Below are 20711 nucleotides of genomic sequence, written 5' to 3' on the forward strand. Positions count from 1 at the left end.
AAATTTCACGTAGGTTGGGTTGAGGAACGAAACCCAACAGATGACCATAGATGTGAGGTTCAGCAAATTTCACGTAGGTTGGGTTGAGGAACGAAACCCAACAGATGACCATAGATATTAGGTTCAGCAAATTTCACGTAGGTTGGGTTGAGGAACGAAACCCAACAGATGACCATAGATGTGAGGTTCAGCAAATTTCACGTAGGTTGGGTTGAGGAACGAAACCCAACAGATGACCATAGATGTGAGGTTCAGCAAATTTCACGTAGTAATAGCGATCGCACAGCTTGTGAGAAATGCGGGATATCCCTATAGACATTGGGTTAAGCATATGCATTATATATGTTTGGTTTCGTTCCTCAACCCAACCTACCAAAACTATAAATCTTCTGAGTTCCTAATTGTTCGCAACAAACTGAGGAAGGCAATGTACCGATAGGAAAGGATTGCCGATCCAATTGCACTTGCAAATTACTCATGGGATCGGTGCCAGGAGAAATGAGAAATTCTAGCTTTTGAATGTGAGACAAATTGACTAAGTTATCTAGAATCTGAGAAATTGCTTGTGCATAAGGATGTCCTTTCTGCTTGTACCAATCGCTTGTTGCAATATTGGCTTGGTCAAAACCTAAATGTACAACTAAGGATGGTTCGTCAAACAGCGCTAGGGCTACAGGACGTGCTTCTTCTTGTAACAGTAAGTCGTAATTTTTTGCCAGATGCCGCAATTTTTCTAAGCGTTCGTAACGTTCCGTGACTGCTTTTGGATCGTCTTGCCAGTGAATCGCTACTGTTACTAAATAAGTTTGTAACAGCATATGACCTAGCTTTTTCGCTTTTGTTGTGAGGTAGTAGGTATTGTAGTCGTTTGCTTCAATTAACAAGGGTACGCGATCGACAACTTCTAAGCCGTAACCTTTTAACCCTGCAATTTTACGGGGATTGTTTGTAATTAAGCGGATCTTATGCACGCCCAAATCCATCAGCATTTGTGCGCCCATTCCGTAGTCTCGCAAATCGGCGGCGAATCCTAACCTTTGATTTGCTTCTACGGTATCTAATCCCATATCCTGTAAGGAATACGCTTTTAATTTGTTAACTAATCCTATTCCTCGACCTTCTTGTCTCAGGTAAACGACAACGCCCTGTCCTGCATTTTCCAGCATTTTTAGGGCTGCTTGCAATTGCATCCTACAGTCACAGCGTAGGGAACCTAATGCATCTCCGGTAAGGCATTCTGAGTGCATCCGTACCATGACTGGATTGTCATCAAATTCTGCTGGATTGCCCTTGACAATAGCAACGTGTTCTGTATTGTCTAAAGTGTTTCGGTATGCGTAAATTTTGAAATGACCAAATTGGGTTGGTAAATCGGCAACGGTTTCTCGTTTGATTAAGCGATCGTGTTGGAGGCGGTAACTGATTAAATCGGCAATACTAATGATTTTTAGATGATGCTGGGTGGCATAGTCAAATAACTGAGGTAACCGTGCCATGGAACCGTCGGGGTTTTGAATTTCACAAATAACCCCTGCAGGATATAATCCAGCTAATCGGGATAGGTCAACGGCTGCTTCCGTATGACCCGCTCGCTTGAGTACGCCCCCTTCTCTGGCACGAATCGGGAAAATATGACCGGGACGGCGCAAATCTGAGGGTTTTGTGGCTGGGTTGATAGCCACTTGGATGGTACGAGCGCGATCTTCTGCTGAAATACCAGTGGAAACACCCAATTCCGGTCCCGCATCAATACTGACGGTGAAAGCAGTTTGGTTGGTATCTGTAATATTAGTTACCATCAATGGTAGGTCGAGTTCGTCTAAGCGATCGCCCATCATTGCCAAACAAATGAGACCCCGTGCTTCCACTGCCATAAAATTAATGATGTCCGGGGTGGCAAATTGAGCGGCGCAAATCAAGTCGCCCTCATTTTCTCTGTTCTCGTCATCTACTACGACGATTGGGCGACCTGCTTTTAAATCTGCCAGGGCGGTATCAATCGAATCAAATTTAAAACTTTGAGTTGAAGAGGTGATATGCTGCGACACAGGCGATCCCCAGCTAGCAAACGTAAATTTTTTTAACAAATGCTTGTTTTCGATTGTAGCTCTTTTAGACTACTTCGGAAGTCCCGCAAGTAAGATTAGTTAACATATCAAGGACTGCCCTAAAATTGGTTGTTGATGGTGCTTAGCATACAGCAACAAGCAGAGGACAACTGTAAACCGCGAGCAGTTAGCGCTCGGCACTAATAGCTGAGAGTTGAGTGGCAAATTAACTAAGAGCAGATAAGGATTAAACCTCTATGGGCAATTTTGGGCGCGTTCCGGTTGGAGTTGTTGGCGCGTCAGACTACGGCGGAGTGCAGTTAGTGCGGCTCTTAATGGATCATCCAGAAGTCGAACTAGTTTATTTAGGCAACCAGAGCAGTATAGGAAAACCATTTGCAGATCTTTATCCTCAATTGGCTCACGCTGTTAACCAAAAAATCGAGGCTGTCGATCCTGAAGTTATTGCTCAGCGATGTGAAGCGGTATTTATCTGTCTTCCAAATGGTCAGGCTTGCGAAATCGCACCGCAACTTTTAGAGAAAGGATGTAAGGTACTTGATTTAAGTGCGGATTATCGATTTAATCATTTAGCAACTTACACGGCTTGGTACAATAAGGAGCGAACCGATCGCTCAACTGCTGCTGTTGCTGTATACGGTTTACCAGAACTTTATCGCGATCGCATCTCTGAAGCACAACTGATCGGTTGTCCGGGTTGCTATCCCACAGCGAGTTTGCTCGCTCTTTCCCCACTCCTCAAGCAAGGCTTAATCGTCCCAGAAACCGCTATTATTGACGCCAAATCAGGTACATCCGGTGGTGGGCGTCAAGCAAAAATCAATATGTTGCTAGCAGAAGCTGACAACTCCCTAGCCGCCTACAGTGTTTCCCGCCACCATCACACTCCAGAAATCGAGCAAATTTGTAGCGATTTAGCAGGGCATGAAGTCACAATTCAATTTACACCACACTTAATTCCCATGGTACGTGGCATTTTAGCAACAGTTTATGCCACACTCCGCGATCCTGGTTTGGTACGAGATGATTTAATTACAATTTTTCGTGCTTTCTACCGTAATTCTCCTTGGATAAAAATTTGCGATCCGGGCATTTATCCTCAAACTAAATGGGCTTACGGTAGTAATCTTTGTTATATTGGTATAGAAGTAGACCCTAGAACAGGTCGCGCTATTGTCGTGTCAGTTATTGATAATTTAATTAAAGGGCAAGCAGGACAAGCAATTCAGTGTCTTAATATCATGATGGATTGGGATGAAACACTGGGGTTACCCAAGTTAGGATTTTATCCATAAGGGGGCATCGGACATCGGGAATAGGGCATTGTAAAAGCTATTCAATTCCCAATGCCCATTACCCCATGCCCACAGAAGTCATATGCTCGTAATTTTAGGAAACTTAGTAGCTCCTCAACAGTGTTATTAACAGTCCATTGCTTAGCAATGCAATAACTCGATTTATATCCTTTGCTATCGAGATACTTATCCACGTCAATTTCTTGGCTGGCAGCATTTACATATTTCGACTGTTGCTTGTCACCTTCAAACTTAGACAATATTGCTCGAAAATAACATTCAAACTCTTTTCTCTTTGGTGGAGTTATCCATTGACAGTTGAGATAAAAGCCTTCAGGTTTCAGCACGCGATCGATATCATCTAAAAATGCTTTCCACTCAGAAACCGTATGAATCATATGAACAGTTAATATAACATCAAAACTGTTGTCTGGAAAAGGTAATTGTGAGGCATCTTGACAGAGCAATTTTAAATTATAGTGAGTTAAGTTTATTTTTTCACGGAACCTATTCAGCATTTCTTTAGAGATATCTATTCCTGTTACAGAATAACCACGTTTGACAAGAGGAAGAACATTTAAACCCGTACCAACACCTGGTTCTAGAAAAGATGTCTCAGGTGTTGCACAAGTCAGGTCGAGAATAAAGTTTGAACTTCTTCCGCCACAGATTCTGTTAACCAACGTGTTTGGTCGTAAATTTGTGCAATATTATTGTAATAGTTGAGTTTAGTCATGAGCCTTACGGTTATGCAATTAGAAGACTATTTTGACTTTTTTACACCAAATGATATTCGGGTCAAAGGTACGCGAGTAGGTATCGAAAGTATTCTCTATGAGTATATTCATCGTAAGTTATCTGCAGAGGAAATACTCCCCAAGTTTCGCACTTTGACTTTAGAGCAAGTTTACGCGACGATTTTGTATTACCTTCATAACAAGGAAGAAGTTGGTAAATACTTTGCTGACTGGTTGGAGTGGAGTCACCAGCAACGTAAGGCGCAGGAAATGAATCCTGATGCTGTAATTCTCCGAGTCCGGGAACGTATAGCTAAGTATGGACGAGATCCAGAAGTACACAAAGCACTTCGCCGTCAACGAGAACTTAGTATCCCTAATCATACACAAGAAGTAGTTGAAAAAGACCAAGATGATTCGATATCTAATAGATGAAAATGTCTACCCCGTTTATCAAATTCAACTACTTCGACAAGAACCTAGTTTGATAGTGTTGGCTGTTGGTGATGAGGGAGTACCCCCAAAAGGTACACTCGATCCAGAAATTCTTATTTGGTGTGAGGAGCATGGCTTCATTTTAGTTACAAACAATCGCACGTCTATGCCCCCACACTTGACTGAACACATAACTCAGAATCGTCATGTGCCAGGAATTTTTATCTTGAATCCAAATATGAGTATAGGAGAAACAATTGAGGAGTTGATTTTAATTGCAGGTACGTCTGATGATAACGAGTATCAAGACACAATCAGATATTTGCCTATTACCTAACAAAATCATTATTAACCCTTTTTTGCTCGTGTCCCGGACGTCGTGCTTCGGAAAGATTCAGAAACTCTGTCACGTCTTCATTCCTATCGAACCTCTCATAAATCTCCACCTCCTCTTTTCGAGCACGCCACAGTAGAATGTTACAGTCCTGTGACTATCTTGGAAAAGTAGGAACTAGGAACTAGGTTGAGGGGAATCTGCTACATTGTCCCCCAATCTCCAGTACCCAGTCCCCAGTCCCTAGCGAGGACCTAATCCCACAGCACCAGCATACACGGCGCGATCGCTAAGTTCATCTTCTATTCGGAGCAAGCGGTTATATTTTGCAACTCGTTCGCTACGACACAGAGAACCAGTTTTAATTTGACCTGCACGGGTTGCAACGGCTAAATCAGCAATAGTTGTATCTTCTGTTTCTCCAGAACGATGACTAATCACTGACCGGAAACCATTACGAGTTGCCAAGTCAATTGTTTCCAAAGTTTCTGTCAGCGAACCAATTTGATTGAGTTTAATCAAAATGGCATTACCAGCTTTGAGTTCAATACCTTTTTGCAAGCGTTGGGTGTTTGTGACAAACAAATCATCTCCCACCAACTGCACGCGAGAACCTAACTTTTGAGTCAGTAACTGCCAATTTTGCCAATCTTCCTCGTGCAAACCATCTTCAATGGACACGATAGGATATTGGTCAACAAGTTTGCCGAGGTAGTCAATAAACTCAGCACCAGAATGAGGTTTGCCATCATAAACATACTGCCCGTTTTTGTAAAACTCACTAGCAGCAACATCCAGTGCTAACGCCACTTGTTCTCCTGGTTTGTATCCAGCTTTCTCAATAGCTGCAACCAGTAATTCCAAAGCCACTTGATTTGACTCCAGGTTAGGGGCAAAACCACCTTCATCGCCTACGCCAGTAAGCAAACCTTTTTCATCTAAGACTTTGCTGAGAGTCGCAAACACTTCTGCACCCCAACGCAGCGCTTCCCGGAAAGAAGGTGCGCCAACGGGAACAATCATAAACTCTTGAAAATCCACGTTGTTAGCTGCATGAGCACCACCGTTAATCACGTTCATTAACGGTACGGGTAACAGATTTGCCAATGGACCACCTAAATAGCGGTAGAGGGGCATTCCTGAAGATTCAGCACCCGCTTTGGCTGCTGCTAGAGAAACCGCTAGAATCGCATTAGCACCGAGATGGGATTTATTAGGGGAACCATCCAAGTCAAGCATAGTGCGGTCAATAAGTTCCTGATTGAGGACATTTATTTCTGCTAACTTCGGAGCCAGCACCTCATTCACATTTTGCACCGCCTTAAGTACACCTTTACCCCCGTAACGGCTTTTGTCGTTATCCCGCAGTTCGTGTGCTTCAAAAGTGCCAGTAGACGCACCACTTGGAACCTGCGCCAATCCTGTAGCACCATTTACCAAAAACACTTGTGCTTCAACCGTTGGTCTGCCGCGAGAATCAAGAATTTCGCGAGCAAATATAGCATCGATGGCAGTGTCAAACATTTGTTCTCGCTCCTTTGTCATTGGTCAATTGTCATTGGTCAATTGTCATTGGTCAATAACTAATGGCTAACAGTCCAGTGACTCTCCGACCATTAGCATAAAGGTTTCAAGGGCGATTTGCTCGTACATTAACGAAGATTTCCAGGGATGGCGACTGGGGATTGGGGACTAGGGACTGGGGACTAGGGACTGGGAACCTTTTTCTCTAATCCCAATCGCCAATCGCCAATCGCCAATCGCCAATCACCAATCCAAAATCCATATGACCCAACAGAAAACAAATCCTTATCTTTCTTTGATTGAGATTCCGGCTGGATATCTCAACATTATGGGCTACGTAGATGAATCAGAAGTTAATGGTCCCGGATGCCGTGCTGTTATTTGGGTACAGGGTTGTTCGCGGGAGTGTCCGGGTTGTTTTAATCTGGAATCTTGGTCGTTTGAAATTAATCAATTGGTATCGGTTGATATATTAGCTGAAAAAATTCTTAGCAAGCCCCGCAATCAAGGGGTGACATTTTCTGGGGGGGAACCTTTTTGGCAAGCGCCTGCATTGGCTTCTCTTGCTCGTAAAGTGAAAGCAGCTGGGCTGAATGTTATGTCTTTTTCTGGTTTTACTATAGAACAATTGCGATCGCCCCACGGACCTGCTGGTGCTCGAGATTTGTTGGAACAGTTGGATATTCTGATTGATGGTCCATACGTTGAGTCACTGGCAATCAATTCACCCGTTTCTCCCGTCTCTTCTAGCAATCAACGAGTTCACGTCCTAAACCCAGCTTTTCAAGACCAAATTACTTGGGCTAGCGACCAGATAGAAGTTCATATTTTCAAAGATGGTAGCCGCCTGATTACGGGTTATCGCGGAGGGTTAGTCAGTGACCAGTGACCAGTGACCACCTGACCACCTGACCACCTGACCAGTGACCAGTGACCACCTGACCAGTGACCACCTGACCAGTGACCACCTGACCAGTGACCACCTGACCAGTGACCAATCGCCATTACAATAAATTGCGGAACCATCAAAGGAGCAAAATTATGCGACTGCTGCATACAATGCTACGGGTAGGCAATCTTGAAGAATCTTTAAAGTTTTATTGTGAAGTTCTGGGAATGAAACTCTTGCGGCGAAAGGATTATCCTGGGGGAGAGTTTACTCTGGCTTTTGTTGGTTATGGTGACGAAAGCGACCACTCAGTTCTGGAACTAACTTATAACTGGGGTGTAGACAAGTATGATTTGGGTAGTGCATACGGTCATATCGCTCTTGGAGTTGATGATATCTACGCAACTTGTGAGGAAATTAAAAAACATGGTGCTAAAGTAGTGCGGGAACCTGGTCCTATGAAGCATGGTTCTACTGTTATCGCATTTGTGGAAGATCCCGATGGATATAAGGTAGAACTGATTCAACTGGGTACTCAAGGGTCTACTGCTAAACCAGAAACTGCACAGCAAGTGACTGCCTAGCAATCTTAAATTAAAAACATAAGGTGTGATGGAGTTGAGCGTTAAGCAATGCAACCGGCAGAGAATTCGTTCTCAAAAACTGTTGGCGGGGAGTTCAATTGGCTGTATCATTTTTAGCCAATTATGTTTTCCTTCAGCAGCGAGTTCTTTGCCTTCTCTACAGCGTCAAGAGGCTGCTTTTTCTACAGCAATGGATGTGGCAACGGATGAGGAAACAGATGAAACGGATGAATTATTTGTAGATATTACGGATGATTTAGCTATATCTGACACTAGGACTCAAGAGTTTGCACCGCCAACTTCGGTTTCGGAATTGTCTGATGTTCAACCAACTGACTGGGCTTATCAGGCATTGCGATCGCTTATGGAACGCTACGGCATTCTTTCTGGGTATTCTGATGGTAAGTTTCGCGGTAACCGTCCTTTGTCTCGTTATGAATTTGCTGCTGCCCTGGCGGCTACTCTAGATAAAGTGGATAGCTTAATTGTTAATGCTGTTGGGGAGCAGTACATTCAAGAGGATTTAGTGACTTTAAGGCGATTGCAAAGGGATTATCGTTCTGCTTTGGATCAATTGCAGCAAAGAATAACGTCTACTGAAAATCGAACGACTCAACTTGAGGCGAATGAATTTTCGACTACAACTAAACTCCAAGGACAGGTGATTCTTGCCCTGACTGAGGGTAGCAATTCTGGAACTAGCATAATTACTCGCGAACGGTTAAATCTTGTAACAAGTTTTAACGGTCAAGATTTACTTTTGACTCAGTTGGAAGCAGGTAATAACGGTCTCGATACTATTGGACAAGCGCAAGAAAAAAATGTCAACTTGTTGGGAACAACTGGTTTTATTGCTAATGGAGGTGGGTTAGATTACATAGAATCTGATGCCAGTCTCAGTCTCAGGCGCTTATATTACACTTTTCGCCCGGTTTCCGATTTAGCAGTGACGGTTGGGGCAAAAATCTCGCCAAGGGATTTTATCGATCGCAACACCTATGCTAACAACGAAGCTGTTGATTTTAGTTCTAGCTTTTTCCTAAATAATCCTCTGATTGTTCAAAATCAAATTGACCGCAATGGAGGTGCAGGCGCTGTCCTCGCATGGAACCCAGGTAGGGGACCGTTTACTTTCCGTTCTCTGTACGTTGCTGCTGATGCTAATAATCCCAACTCAAGTACTGATGGTGGTTTTTTTGGGGACAGGTATCAAACGAGCGTAGAACTGGAATATACTGCCCGCGATCGCTTTGCATTAAGATTACAATATACAAATGCTGAAATAAATAACACTGACATTAACGCCTTTGGCGTTAATGGCGAGTATGCCCTAAACCGTTATATAGGAGTATTCACTCGCCTGGGATTTGGGAATTATGAAGGATTTAATACTGCCATCAACCAGGACTTAGATTTACATTCCTTTACTTGGGCAGTGGGATTGGGTCTTCGTAACCTCTTCATTCCAGGAACGACGGCAGGTATCGCTGTTGGTCAACCTTTCGTCACCAACAAACTGGGAAATGCAAATCAAGTTAGTTTTGAAACATTTTACAATTTAGAATTAAACGATAATCTCAGTATTACTCCTATATTGTCGGTAGTCACAAATGCTGATAACAGTACTTCCAGCAGTACCATTTGGCAAGGGACTCTCAGAACGGTGATTGTGTTTTAGGGGATTGGGGATTAGGGATTGGGGAACTCGGGGTCCCCTCCTTGTTGAGGGGCAATGGGGACTAGGGACTCGGTAATACCAACAAAGTAGGTTGGGTTGAGGAACGAAACCCAACATTTCATCGAATTATTGGGTGTCACTTCGTTCTATCCAACCTACACAATACATTTGGCGATTTGCTTTATAAACGATCTCTTATAGTTAAGAAGGGAGTTGAAAAAAGGTTACAGTTGTACTACGCTTACCAAAGCTAAAAAATGAAAGCTGATAAATACCCGCCAAAGAATTAATCACTTACACGGAAGGCAACATTCAAAAAGTGGTCATTGATTTTAATGATTATCAGTGTTTGCTGGACGTTTTTGAGGATGAAGGACTAATTCTTGCGATGGAGGCAAGTCCGAGACGAAACACTATTTAGCCTCAATGAAGCACTAGCAGAGCTTGAAAAAGAGTGAACACCCAGTACCTTCCTAGTTTTTTCAAAGACCTCAAAGCTCTCAAAAGTACACTATATTTTGAATTCATAAAGGCACTCGCGCTACACCGTAAGGAGATTTATCGCTATTTTCCGTAACAGCTTAAAGCCAATAATGTCAGTAACAAGGCAGAGGAGTCACTGCGGTGGACAGGTTTCACAGGCTGTCACTTTGGAATGCCTACCGCAAGGCTCAGCCTCAAGTAGTTAAAATACTATAAAGTATTGAGGTAGTAGCCCACAACAAGTACATTCTGTGGTGGCATTGTAGAAACGAGAGGGGAAAAATCTCTCTACCCTACTCCCTAACCCCTAACCCCTAACCCCTATACTTAGTTTAAAATCCAAAATCTAAAATCTAAAATCTAAAATCCAAAATCGTAAAGATGCAGCCTACAGATCCGAATAAATTTACTGATAAAGCTTGGGAAGCAATTGTCAAATCGCAAGATATTGTCCGCGCCTATCAACAACAGCAACTTGATGTCGAACACCTGGTGCTTGCTCTGTTGGAAGAACCGACAGGACTAGCAACACGCATTTTTAGTCGGTGTGAAATTGACCCTTCTCGCTTGCAACAACAACTTGAAGCTTTTACCCAACGTCAGGCAAAAGTGGGGAAAAATGACCAACTTTACCTGGGTCGTAGCTTAGACTTTATGCTAGATAAGGCTGAGGAAGCAAGAGCAAGAATGAAGGATGGTTTTATCTCGGTTGAACACTTACTCTTGGCTTTTACTGAGGACGATCGCATTGGACGAAAGGTACTGAAAAGTTTTAATGTAGATGCAGCTAAGCTAGAGGCTACTATTAAATCGGTTCGGGGCAGTCAAAAGGTGACTGACCAAAGTCCGGAGTCTCGTTACGAAGCTTTACAAAAGTTTGGCAGGGACTTGACAGAACAAGCAAAAGCTGGTAGATTAGACCCGGTTATCGGACGGGATGATGAAATTCGTCGGGTCATACAGGTATTGTCTCGCCGTAGTAAAAATAACCCAGTATTGATTGGGGAACCTGGAGTCGGTAAGACTGCGATCGCAGAAGCGTTAGCACTTCGGATTGTGAATGGTGATGTTCCTGAGTCTTTGAAAAACCGTCAGCTGATCGCTCTGGACATTGGAAGTTTGATTGCTGGTGCAAAGTATCGAGGTGAATTTGAAGACCGTTTGAAATCGGTGTTGCGAGAGGTGACCGAATCAAACGGGCAAATTGTTCTGTTTATTGACGAACTGCACACTGTTGTAGGTACGGGTTCCAACCAACAGGGGTCAATGGATGCAGGGAATTTACTCAAACCAATGCTCGCACGGGGAGAACTGCGTTGTATTGGGGCAACAACTTTGGATGAGTACCGTAAATTTATTGAAAAAGATGCGGCTTTAGAACGGCGCTTTCAACAAGTTTTTGTAGATCAGCCGAGTGTGGAGGATACTATTTCCATTTTGCGAGGATTGAAAGAGCGTTACGAAGTCCATCACAATGTGAAAATTTCTGACTCAGCATTGGTTGCTGCAGCAACATTATCAGCAAGGTATATTTCCGACCGCTTCTTACCTGATAAGGCGATTGACTTGGTAGATGAAGCTGCCGCACAGTTGAAAATGGAGATTACTTCCAAGCCAACAGAATTGGAAATCATTGACCGCCGATTGATGCAGTTGGAAATGGAAAAGTTATCTCTGGCTGGGGAAGAAAAGGCGACGGTTCAAACGAAAGAGCGTTTTGAGCGCATTGAACAAGAAATCGGCAGTTTGACGGACAAACAGCAAAAGTTAAACAATCAATGGCAGGGTGAAAAGCAACTGTTGGAAGCAATTAGTGCTTTGAAACAGGAAGAAGAAAAGTTGCGGGTGCAAATCGAACAAGCGGAACGTGCCTACGATCTGAATAAAGCGGCACAGTTGAAGTATGGTAAGTTGGAAGGAGTGCAGCGCGATCGCGAAGCAAAAGAAACACAACTGCTAGAAATTCAAAGTACGGGAGCGACTTTACTGCGAGAACAGGTGACGGAAGCCGATATTGCAGAAATTGTCGCTAAATGGACGGGGATTCCTGTAAATCGTCTGTTGGCATCGGAACGGCAAAAGTTGTTGCAATTAGAAAATCACCTGCACGAAAGAGTGGTTGGACAGCAGGAAGCTGTATCGGCTGTTGCTGCAGCCATTCGTCGCGCCCGTGCGGGGATGAAAGACCCCAGTCGTCCTATTGGTTCCTTCTTGTTTATGGGACCGACGGGTGTGGGGAAAACGGAACTGGCTCGTGCTTTGGCACAGTTTCTCTTTGATTCGGCTGACGCTTTAGTACGGTTGGATATGTCGGAGTATATGGAGAAACACTCCGTATCTCGCTTGGTAGGTGCGCCTCCAGGGTATGTGGGTTATGAGGAAGGAGGTCAGCTTTCAGAAGCGGTTCGCCGCCGTCCTTACTCGGTGGTGTTACTGGATGAGGTGGAAAAAGCTCATCCCGACGTGTTTAATATTCTGTTGCAAGTGCTCGATGATGGTAGAATTACTGATTCCCAGGGACGGACGGTTGATTTTCGCAACGCCGTGATTGTGATGACGAGTAATATCGGTAGCGAACACATACTGGATATCTCTGGGGATGACGCTAATTATGCAAGAATGCAGAATCGGGTAATGGATGCTTTGCGTTCTCACTTCCGTCCGGAGTTTCTTAACCGGATTGATGATACCATTTTGTTCCACACTCTCAATCGCAGCGAAATGCGCCAAATTGTCCGCATTCAACTCAAACGGGTGGAAAGTCTCCTCAACGAACAGAAAATTTCCTTGGAAATATCTGCTACAGCTTGCGATCGCTTGGTGGAAGTGGGATACGATCCAGCTTACGGTGCAAGACCAATAAAACGGGCAATTCAACGGGAAGTAGAAAACCTATTGGCAACTAAGTTGTTGGAGAATACCTTTGGACCTGGTGATACTATAGCGATTGATGTTGTGGATAACGAACTGGTGTTTAGTAAGAAAACGGTAGTGAAAGTACCAACAACACAAGGTAAGACTTTGTTAATCGAAGCTTCCCGCGAAGCATAGAATTTACGAACTATCCAAGCTTGGGGATTTCCAAATAAAAAAATCTCCCAAAATTTCTTGTGGTTTCCAGAGCAGCGCCCCTTTGGGGTTCGCCAGTCGCTGTGAGTTCGGGAAACCCTCCTGCAGCGCTGGCTCACCGTGCGGGGGTTCCCCCGTTGAGGCGACTGCGGAGCTTCTAGCCCGCCACTAATATGGGACGGGAGAGGACGCTCCGCAGTCGCACGCCACTTGCTAATGAACATGGTGTCTTTTATTTCTTCAAAAAGCCCCCGTAAATACTTGGTGTCAGATAAGCTTTAAATTCTCGTCCGTCTAATGTTTTAATTCCAAAACTTTTTCGTCGCGGTTGAAGTATGTAATGTAGCTTGCAATTGTATCTGCAAAAGAAAAGCTCATGCGGTCTATGTTTGACTCCTAAATTTTTACGAGAAAAAACGGCTGGTTTAAGGATTTGTAAGAAATAAATGCTCTAAATTGTGGCGTGGGCGTCCTCTATGAATTACCCCAAATATGAGAAATATAATCAGCTTCATAGCCATGTTTGGGGAAGTATTTATTAAACTTTCTATATTCAGTTTGGCCAAAATTTTCTTCAATGAGAACACCAATTTTTCCTTTGAATTGAGTTGCCATAGTTCTGTTTGCGATCTATTGTAGAGAGTTTAGTATTTTCATAGCATGAAACAGTGAGAAAGAGTCAGAACGTATTTATGTAGAATGTTTAATTTTTTCAATAATTGCAGATAATTAAGTCAATACTACTCGGTTAAGTAGGGTGGGCACTGCCCACCAACAGTTAATGGTGGGCAGTGCCCACCCTACTACCGCGTCCACCTTAAAATGGTGGGTTGAGACAGCAGGGGTGCAGGGGCGCAGGGGCGCAGGGGGGAAAGAAAAGAAACTAATTAACCGATTAATTTCTACCTACCAATTAAGCCTAGATGCACTACTACTACATATTTAGCAGGGGTTGCAGGAGAGGAAAAAAAGGCTTAACCGACAAGTATTGATAATTAAGTGACTAAATGTTAGAAAAGGTCATGTATTTAGAGTTAATTATAAATAGATTATAAAGAAATCAGAGTGTATACCATTGATTTGATATTGCAATCCTATTAATTTACAAAGAAATTTAAGCATAGGGTGAGATGTTCTTGTGAAATAGACAATCTCCCTATTGTATGTTAGTAATCCAGTTATTGAACTTATAAAAAAAGCAAGTAATGATGTTGTCCGATTGGGGACAAGTAGCATAAAATGGAATACTTATAGCAAAATCTCAATCATTGTAAACAACAGCAAGAGATTGCTAACGCGCCCACTGAAAGTGTCAAATTAGGTCTATCTGCAGATTGATAGGAATGGAGTAAAAGTTCATTCTCCCGGTCGATACATAATCCAGTGCTTTTGTATTAAAAAAATAGTAAGCTAACCCATATCGATAGGTATCCTAGAAGGCTGCAATCTTCCCTAAGGAAAGTAGAAGCATATATAGAAAAGCTTTGAGCTTCTTTCTTCAGTTAGGATTGCTTAGTTATTACTTCTCAAAACTCTTTCAAAGGGTATCAATTGTAGTTTACTATATATGGTATCCAAAATTGAGTGCAGACAAGTATTTATACTTTGCTTATTTGTTTGTACTCAAAGCAGTGTATGCGTGATTTTTGGATAGGCAAATCATGAGGAGGATTTTAGATGAAGAAAGTTGGTTTTAGTTTATCTATGCTACGTCCAGTACGTTTTGTAATTGTTGCGATCGTATGCACCGTGTTGTTTTTCTCCAATGCTTTTCCTGTAGCAGCAGCAGTTGGAACCAAAACAAGCGATCCTAGAGAGGCTACAACACAGTTACTAGAGACACAGAAAAGAACTGATGAAGCTTCTGCAAAGCCACCTTTAAGTGCTGAAGACCAAATTGAAGCTACAAAGGGCGGTGGGTTAAATGAAATTCAGGGTACAGCCGATATTGAGAAGCAGAAGCGCCCTGAAAACTCAGGCAATGCGGAAACAGTAGAAGATGAAGTGAAGAACTTGTTAGACAAAGTGACAGGTAAGCGCTAACATAACATTTCATACTCTTACTGAATCAGAATAGTTTTTTTGAAATGCGTTTCAAAACTAGATAGCGGTTTGAAATATTCAGTTTTAAGCCGTTGATTAAAGATACACCATCTTACTGATAGGATAGGCATCTCGCTCGCCGATAGCAAGATGCCTATTTCTATTTAATATTTTACGGCAAGGCGTGAAATCCGTAAAATACTACGATAAGTCGTAAGTTTTGTAATAACGATCCTTCCTTAGGTTGATGATGATAAGGAATAAAAGTTGTGAACTTAGATAAAGAAGATAGCTGAGGAATTCCGAGTTATGCGTAAGTTAAATATTGGTTTGACAGACGAGCAACGTCAAGGCGTTATTGAGTTGTTGAATAAAGATGTGGCAGATACCTACCTACTTTTAGTGAAAACTAAGAAGTTTCATTGGGATGTTATAGGACCTCAATTCCGGACTCTTCACCAACTATGGGAAGAACAGTATCAAACACTGACTGAAACCATTGATTCTTTAGCTGAGCGAGTTCGGACTCTAGGTGGCTATCCAGTTGGCACTCTGCAAGGATTTCTCGAACTCGCTACTCTTAAAGAACAGGGTGGTAATGTACCTACAGCAACTGAAATGGTGGCTATATTAGTAGACGATCACGAACAGATCATTCGCAATTTGCGGGAGCATATAGATCGCAGTAGCGAAGATTTCCACGATGAAGGAACTGCTGATTTCTTAACTGGGTTGATGGAAGGACATGAGGAAATGGCTTGGATGCTACGTTCTTTTATTGAAGGACAGTCTGTTCAAGCTGATGGTTCAAATAGATTAGAACAAACAAAAACCCCCGTAGGTGTATAGTCTGGGTATTGGGGACTGGGGATTGGGGATTTGGAAGTCATTAAGAACTCTATTCTGGATTCCATGAAATTGCTCCCAGTCTCCAAGCCCCAATCCCCAGTCCCCAACAATAAAAGGAGTATCCGGGTGTCAGAAACATACAAAGCAGAGCGTACTATCTCAGCAGTTTTTAAAGAGCAAAGCCAAGTTGATGATGTCATTCGACGTTTAATAGATCGGGGTGTATCGAGAGACCATATCTCAGTTATGGGTAGAAATTTTCAATCGGAAACCCGAATCGCTGGCTTTATTAGTAAAAGAGATGTCATTTTAGGAGGATTGAGAACAGGAGCAATCTTTGGTTCTTTGTTCGGTTCTTTCCTTAGCTTGCTGACTGGTGTTGGCGTACTCTTTATTCCTTTTGTCGGTCCGATTGTTGCAGCAGGTCCTATTGGTGCAATACTATTAGGAGCGGCTAGTGGTGCGATCGCAGGAAGTGCAGGTGCAGGTTTAGTATCTGTCTTAACTGCATTGGGAATGCCTGAGGATAAAGCCGCAATTTATCAAACGCGCTTGCAAGCAGGTGAATTCTTGGTTATGACAGAAGTTCCAGCCGCTCGTTCTGGAGAGTTTCAGCTTTTACTCCAGAGTGCAGGTGGTGAAGAAGTTCATACAATCGAGCAAGCGTTACCTCGTGCATGCACTGGTGGTTGTAACAGCCCAGAAGATTTGTCTCCAGAAATTCGTTCCCATCTTTCGGCTGAAGCTCAGAGCACGTTCATTGAGCGCTATAATTCCGTAATAAAGGAAACAAACGATGAATCTAAGGCTGAACAAGCAGCTTGGGAAACGGTTCATCAAAGATATGATGAAGACGAAAATGGCATTCTTTCTAAAGCAAAAACGAATGTTTAGTAGTTAGTGGTTAGTGGTTAGTCAGAATTTCCTTAGCAACTAACGACTAACTACTATCCACTAACAATTAATTAATTAAGGCAATTTATAACTAGTAACTCTTATACTTAACTCACCTTGTTGGGGATCGCGGCTAAAAATAAAAGCTCCTTTCTCCGTTTCATTAGTAGATAAAAAATCTATCTGAACATCCCCTGTCTCCATCACTTCACCATTCATCCGTAACTCACCAACAACTTGAATTGACTCTGCCGTTTCTCCTCCTGTATTAACAATCTCAAAAGGAACATAAAATTGTCCGTTAACTTGTCGAGTCGCTTGTTTGTTACTAATAGAAAGGACAGGAGGTTCTTGTTTATCATTTATCCAAGTGTAGCAGACTAAACTAATAACCACTGCTAAGATAAATGATGCAGATCCGAAAGTAACCCATTCTGCAAGACTACGCTTTGGTAGCTGTTGTTCTTTTTCAGAATCTGTATATTCGTTTATTTGTTGACTCATACTGCTAACCTTCCTGCTGCGCCTCCAATAGTTGCTGGTAAACCTAGCAGCAGTGTGTGTTCTAACCAAATTGTCCAAGGATCGTTAAAAGTTAATTGCTGAAAGAACCACAACATAAATGTAGCTGCTAGCAGTGAAACGAGGTAAGACATTACTGTTTCACTTAAAGGTCTTTGAAAAATGCCTTTTTGCTGTCGGCGCTTTTGCTGATTTGAAAATCCCGCTTCAAATACAATACCATAGGAAATTACTAAAGACGAAGCCATAATAACCAATAGCCAAGGAGGGGAAACTGCTGCTGCTAACATTGGAACTTCATCTGTGGGCGCAATGTTGAAAGCAATTACAGTTGCACCAATTAAGGTAGCACCAATATCAGCAAGAGTAGCACTTAACCCTTCAGAGTTTCCATCGTTTTTGCGATTGGTTTGTTCTTGTGTATTACTGTTCCGCGTATCTCCTAAAAAATGGTTAGCTAAAGCTACCCCTAAAGTAAATGGAACCCCTTCAAAAATAATTTTACCTAAAGCTTCTTTTAGAGGTAATTCCAGTGTAATTTCTTGTAATAGTATCAATACGAAACTAGAGCAAAATATCCCTATTGCCATAGCTTCTACCGTATCTGTAATTGATTGATAAAGTGGACAGTTCCGTTTGTGTTTTTTGAAACCTTCCGTGCGATTTAGTAAGAAAACTACAACGAACAGAAGTGCTATAGCTAACATCACTATTGGTGGATTAGCTCGCGAGCCAATCCACCAAACTTCCATTGTATAAAGCAAAGGAATACCAAATAAAAATCCTCCACAAGCACCCCTGATAATGTCGTTAATCTCAGTTATCCAAATTTTTTTCTGACGATTTCTTGCTATACCCATAATCTAGTTTTTGTTTAATTTTTTCAAAATATAGCAATCCTATTTAAGTTTTGAAATATACGTAGAGTAACCATTGCCTACTACATAAAGCTTTTGTACGGCATAGCCCTACCTACAGTACTTGGCAATTTTCAATACTGCGTACATACAAGTATGAAATAGCTTATAAATTGGGATGCTCCCTATAAATTGAGGTTTTAACGTCAAATTTACCCCCCTTAATCCCCCCTTGGAAAGGGGGGAAATTGAATCTCGTGTTCTCTCCCCTTGGAAAGGGGGAAATTGAATCTCGTGTTCTCTCCCCTTGGAAAGGGGGAAATTGAATCTCCTGTTCCCTCCCCTTGGAAAGGGGGAAATTGAATCTCCTGTTCCCTCCCCTTGGAAAGGGGGGAAATTGAATCTCCTGTTCCCTCCCCTTGGAAAGGGGAGGGTTAGGGTGGGGTAAACATGAACTTCAAATTGGTTTCAAATATCAAAAAATGCTTCTCTTAATTTTAACTTAAATAAAAAAAATCAGTTAATTTGATAAATTAATTAACCGAATCTTTTACTTTTTTCACCAACATATATAAATTATTAAGTTTTTATGATAATTATGCTATGTTAGATGACCAGTCACTAATACTTTGAAAAAACCCCTAAATTTGTTATGGAATAAGAGAAATGAATTCATTATTCAAATCCATACTTTTAAAAATAGGGATTATTTGGTCACTGGTCAGGTTGTTACTGCTAAGCGGCATTACGAGTTATTAAACCCCATAAGAAAATAGCAATCATGGCTCCAAGAATTGCTACAAGTAGACCAGGAATACTCAAGCTAGCAGCAGCAAATTGTATCGTTCCCGTTTCCAAGAAAGTAACTAAAGCACCTCCGATGAAAGCACCAATAATACCAAGAATCATTGTGGAAAGAATTCCACCACCTTGACGACCGGGATAAATAGCTTTGGCAATTGCTCCAGCAATTAGACCTAATACGATCCAAGCAATGATGTTCATAAGTTAAACCCTTCATTTCTTAATGATTTAAAAGTTAATTTAACAAAACAAATTAGTAACCTCTTCTATCACAAGTTCAATGCCTATTCTGTCGCAAGAGTTATAAATCTTGTGGTTATTTGTTTGTGGTAGGAATGCCCCTAATACTGTATGAGGTGGACATATTCTGCCCACCCTACCTCATGGAGACCTTATACTCTCAATAGTGTATTATCTTGTAAAGTTTGGGCAAACTGTTCCTAATTCTAAGTAATAGTTAAATTTAACTGAAAAACATGGCAGAACTCATAAAAAAGTTCATTTCTCCTTATCAGTTTTATGCAACTAATCCAGAACGGAGAGCACGAACAGCAGCCTGAGTACGGTCGTCAGCACAGAGTTTGTTCAGAATGTTACGGACGTGAGTTTTAACTGTACCAACTGTGATATACAGTTTCTCAGCAATTTGTCCGTTACTGCATCCAGCTACGATTAACTCTAGAATCTCTAGTTCCCTTTGTGTCAGTGGGTAGGTTTCTAGGACTTGCTCGTACTCTGAAGATAGTGCTTCTATTTTGACGGTTTTTGGCTTATCGGTAGGCTGATCTTCCGGTAGACCTTGCCGCATTTGACGCAATACAACATTTGCGATCGCCGGATCTATCCAGGAGTTACCCGTATGAGTCGCTTGGATTGCCTCAGTTAACTTGTCAATGCTAGTATCTTTCATGTAGTATGAGTCAGCCCCTGCTGCAAAAGCGGCAAGTACTGCATCTTCTGTGTGATCCATCGTCAGTACGAGGATTTTTGTTGCTGTATCGCCTGATTCTGCTTGCCACTGCCTAAATCTTCGGGTCAACTCGATTCCATCTATATCGGGTAAACCAATATCTACAACAGCAACGTCTGGCTTAGCTGTTTCTAAAAGTTTTAATCCTTTACTAGCATTTGGTGCTTCGCCAATAACTCGAAGTGTGCTGTTAGATTGTAACGCAGCTTTCAGCCCCATTCGTGTTAGGTCATGATCTTCAATGAGAACAATACTAATTTCGCTCATCGTTACACTCGCTCGCTCCTGGTTGCATCTGTCAATAGCCGACTAAAACGCAAACGTTTTTATTGTTTTTCAACACTTAGGATAGATGATATTTACTCTATCTTACATCCACCGATAGAAATAAGGGATTTTCTATCTCTTTGTCATTGGATACAGATCTATATCTAGCTTGAGATATATGACTTCTTTACAAAATATTGTAGATACTTATACAATATTTCTAGTTTTTACTATATAAGTCTTGAAAAGCAGGCAAAATTATGTAAATAGGGAAGATTTGACACTCTCTTTATCTCTTGCCTAAGCTATCATATATTAATCCTAAATCATTTATAAACAATTTTAAGTTATGTAGGGGAGCCACCCTCATGCGCATCTTTATGCGCGTTGAGAGGAGTTTGCCCACAA

At 42.0% G+C, this 20711-nt stretch carries 20 protein-coding genes; 11 read left to right on the plus strand and 9 right to left on the minus strand.

Annotated elements, in window-relative coordinates:
* Positions 1–187: 187 nt before the first annotated feature.
* Both ACKTT2_RS08235 and ribBA read right to left on the minus strand, forming a co-directional pair.
* Complete coding sequence (locus ACKTT2_RS08235; RefSeq protein WP_407885540.1) at positions 188–331, minus strand: hypothetical protein; 144 nt, start codon at positions 329–331, stop codon at positions 188–190.
* Between the two features lie 28 nt (positions 332–359).
* Positions 360–2048 (minus strand): bifunctional 3,4-dihydroxy-2-butanone-4-phosphate synthase/GTP cyclohydrolase II, encoded by a 1689-nt coding sequence (ribBA, locus tag ACKTT2_RS08240; protein ID WP_407885599.1) that lies wholly within the window; start codon positions 2046–2048, stop codon positions 360–362.
* A gap of 257 nt (positions 2049–2305) precedes the next feature.
* Here ribBA and argC point away from each other — a divergent pair, with 257 nt between their 5' ends.
* Positions 2306–3364 (plus strand): N-acetyl-gamma-glutamyl-phosphate reductase, encoded by a 1059-nt coding sequence (gene argC, locus ACKTT2_RS08245; RefSeq protein ID WP_407885542.1) that lies wholly within the window; start codon positions 2306–2308, stop codon positions 3362–3364.
* Between the two features lie 41 nt (positions 3365–3405).
* Here the strand turns inward: argC and ACKTT2_RS08250 are convergent, their stop codons facing one another.
* On the minus strand, positions 3406–4047 hold the full coding sequence (locus ACKTT2_RS08250; protein WP_407885544.1) for a class I SAM-dependent methyltransferase: 642 nt from the start codon (positions 4045–4047) through the stop codon (positions 3406–3408).
* Positions 4048–4098: 51 nt separating this feature from the next.
* Here ACKTT2_RS08250 and ACKTT2_RS08255 point away from each other — a divergent pair, with 51 nt between their 5' ends.
* Positions 4099–4536 carry a DUF433 domain-containing protein gene (locus ACKTT2_RS08255; RefSeq protein ID WP_407885546.1) on the plus strand — a complete coding sequence of 146 codons (438 nt, stop codon included), beginning with the start codon at positions 4099–4101 and terminating at the stop codon, positions 4534–4536.
* A complete protein-coding gene (locus tag ACKTT2_RS08260; RefSeq protein ID WP_407885548.1) occupies positions 4514–4873 on the plus strand; it encodes a DUF5615 family PIN-like protein in 360 nt (119 codons plus the stop codon). The genes ACKTT2_RS08255 and ACKTT2_RS08260 overlap by 23 nt, the downstream gene beginning before the upstream one ends.
* Before the next feature lie 240 nt (positions 4874–5113).
* On the opposite strand, the gene eno is transcribed toward ACKTT2_RS08260, so the two are convergent.
* Complete coding sequence (eno, locus tag ACKTT2_RS08265) at positions 5114–6394, minus strand: phosphopyruvate hydratase (RefSeq protein ID WP_407885601.1); 1281 nt, start codon at positions 6392–6394, stop codon at positions 5114–5116.
* Between the two features lie 262 nt (positions 6395–6656).
* Here eno and ACKTT2_RS08270 point away from each other — a divergent pair, with 262 nt between their 5' ends.
* The 5 genes from ACKTT2_RS08270 (at position 6657) to clpB (ending at position 13079) form a co-directional block, all read left to right on the plus strand.
* Entirely contained in the window at positions 6657–7283 is a 627-nt protein-coding gene (locus ACKTT2_RS08270; protein ID WP_407885550.1) for a 4Fe-4S single cluster domain-containing protein, read from the plus strand.
* 152 nt (positions 7284–7435) lie between these two features.
* A complete protein-coding gene (gloA, locus tag ACKTT2_RS08275) occupies positions 7436–7867 on the plus strand; it encodes a lactoylglutathione lyase (protein ID WP_407885553.1) in 432 nt (143 codons plus the stop codon).
* A gap of 28 nt (positions 7868–7895) precedes the next feature.
* Positions 7896–9545, plus strand: a complete 1650-nt coding sequence (locus tag ACKTT2_RS08280) for an iron uptake porin (protein WP_407885555.1) — start codon at positions 7896–7898, stop codon at positions 9543–9545.
* Between the two features lie 289 nt (positions 9546–9834).
* On the plus strand, positions 9835–9966 hold the full coding sequence (locus ACKTT2_RS08285; protein WP_500691377.1) for a RelB antitoxin-like protein: 132 nt from the start codon (positions 9835–9837) through the stop codon (positions 9964–9966).
* Between the two features lie 443 nt (positions 9967–10409).
* Positions 10410–13079, plus strand: a complete 2670-nt coding sequence (gene clpB, locus ACKTT2_RS08290) for an ATP-dependent chaperone ClpB (RefSeq protein ID WP_407885559.1) — start codon at positions 10410–10412, stop codon at positions 13077–13079.
* Positions 13080–13571: 492 nt separating this feature from the next.
* Here the strand turns inward: clpB and ACKTT2_RS08295 are convergent, their stop codons facing one another.
* Complete coding sequence (locus ACKTT2_RS08295) at positions 13572–13712, minus strand: hypothetical protein (RefSeq protein WP_407885561.1); 141 nt, start codon at positions 13710–13712, stop codon at positions 13572–13574.
* A gap of 1062 nt (positions 13713–14774) precedes the next feature.
* Between ACKTT2_RS08295 and ACKTT2_RS08300 the strand changes: the two genes are divergently transcribed.
* The 3 genes from ACKTT2_RS08300 (at position 14775) to ACKTT2_RS08310 (ending at position 16883) form a co-directional block, all read left to right on the plus strand.
* Positions 14775–15140 carry a hypothetical protein gene (locus ACKTT2_RS08300; RefSeq protein WP_407885563.1) on the plus strand — a complete coding sequence of 122 codons (366 nt, stop codon included), beginning with the start codon at positions 14775–14777 and terminating at the stop codon, positions 15138–15140.
* A 309-nt stretch (positions 15141–15449) separates the two neighbouring features.
* On the plus strand, positions 15450–15989 hold the full coding sequence (locus ACKTT2_RS08305) for a Dps family protein (protein WP_407885565.1): 540 nt from the start codon (positions 15450–15452) through the stop codon (positions 15987–15989).
* Positions 15990–16115: 126 nt separating this feature from the next.
* Complete coding sequence (locus ACKTT2_RS08310) at positions 16116–16883, plus strand: ChaB family protein (protein ID WP_407885567.1); 768 nt, start codon at positions 16116–16118, stop codon at positions 16881–16883.
* A gap of 75 nt (positions 16884–16958) precedes the next feature.
* Here the strand turns inward: ACKTT2_RS08310 and ACKTT2_RS08315 are convergent, their stop codons facing one another.
* The 4 genes from ACKTT2_RS08315 to ACKTT2_RS08330 form a co-directional block, all read right to left on the minus strand.
* Entirely contained in the window at positions 16959–17387 is a 429-nt protein-coding gene (locus tag ACKTT2_RS08315) for a TIGR02588 family protein (protein WP_407885569.1), read from the minus strand.
* Positions 17384–18265: a TIGR02587 family membrane protein gene (locus tag ACKTT2_RS08320; protein ID WP_407885571.1), complete on the minus strand. Its 882-nt coding sequence runs from the start codon at positions 18263–18265 to the stop codon at positions 17384–17386. Before ACKTT2_RS08320 ends, ACKTT2_RS08315 begins: the two co-directional genes overlap by 4 nt.
* Positions 18266–18997: 732 nt before the next feature.
* On the minus strand, positions 18998–19267 hold the full coding sequence (locus ACKTT2_RS08325; protein WP_407885573.1) for a GlsB/YeaQ/YmgE family stress response membrane protein: 270 nt from the start codon (positions 19265–19267) through the stop codon (positions 18998–19000).
* 316 nt (positions 19268–19583) lie between these two features.
* A complete protein-coding gene (locus ACKTT2_RS08330; RefSeq protein ID WP_407885575.1) occupies positions 19584–20303 on the minus strand; it encodes a response regulator in 720 nt (239 codons plus the stop codon).
* Positions 20304–20711 lie beyond the last annotated feature (408 nt).

This window comes from Scytonema hankhaensis NUACC26 (assembly GCF_045865695.1).
Taxonomy (GTDB): Bacteria; Cyanobacteriota; Cyanobacteriia; order Cyanobacteriales; family Nostocaceae; genus Scytonema.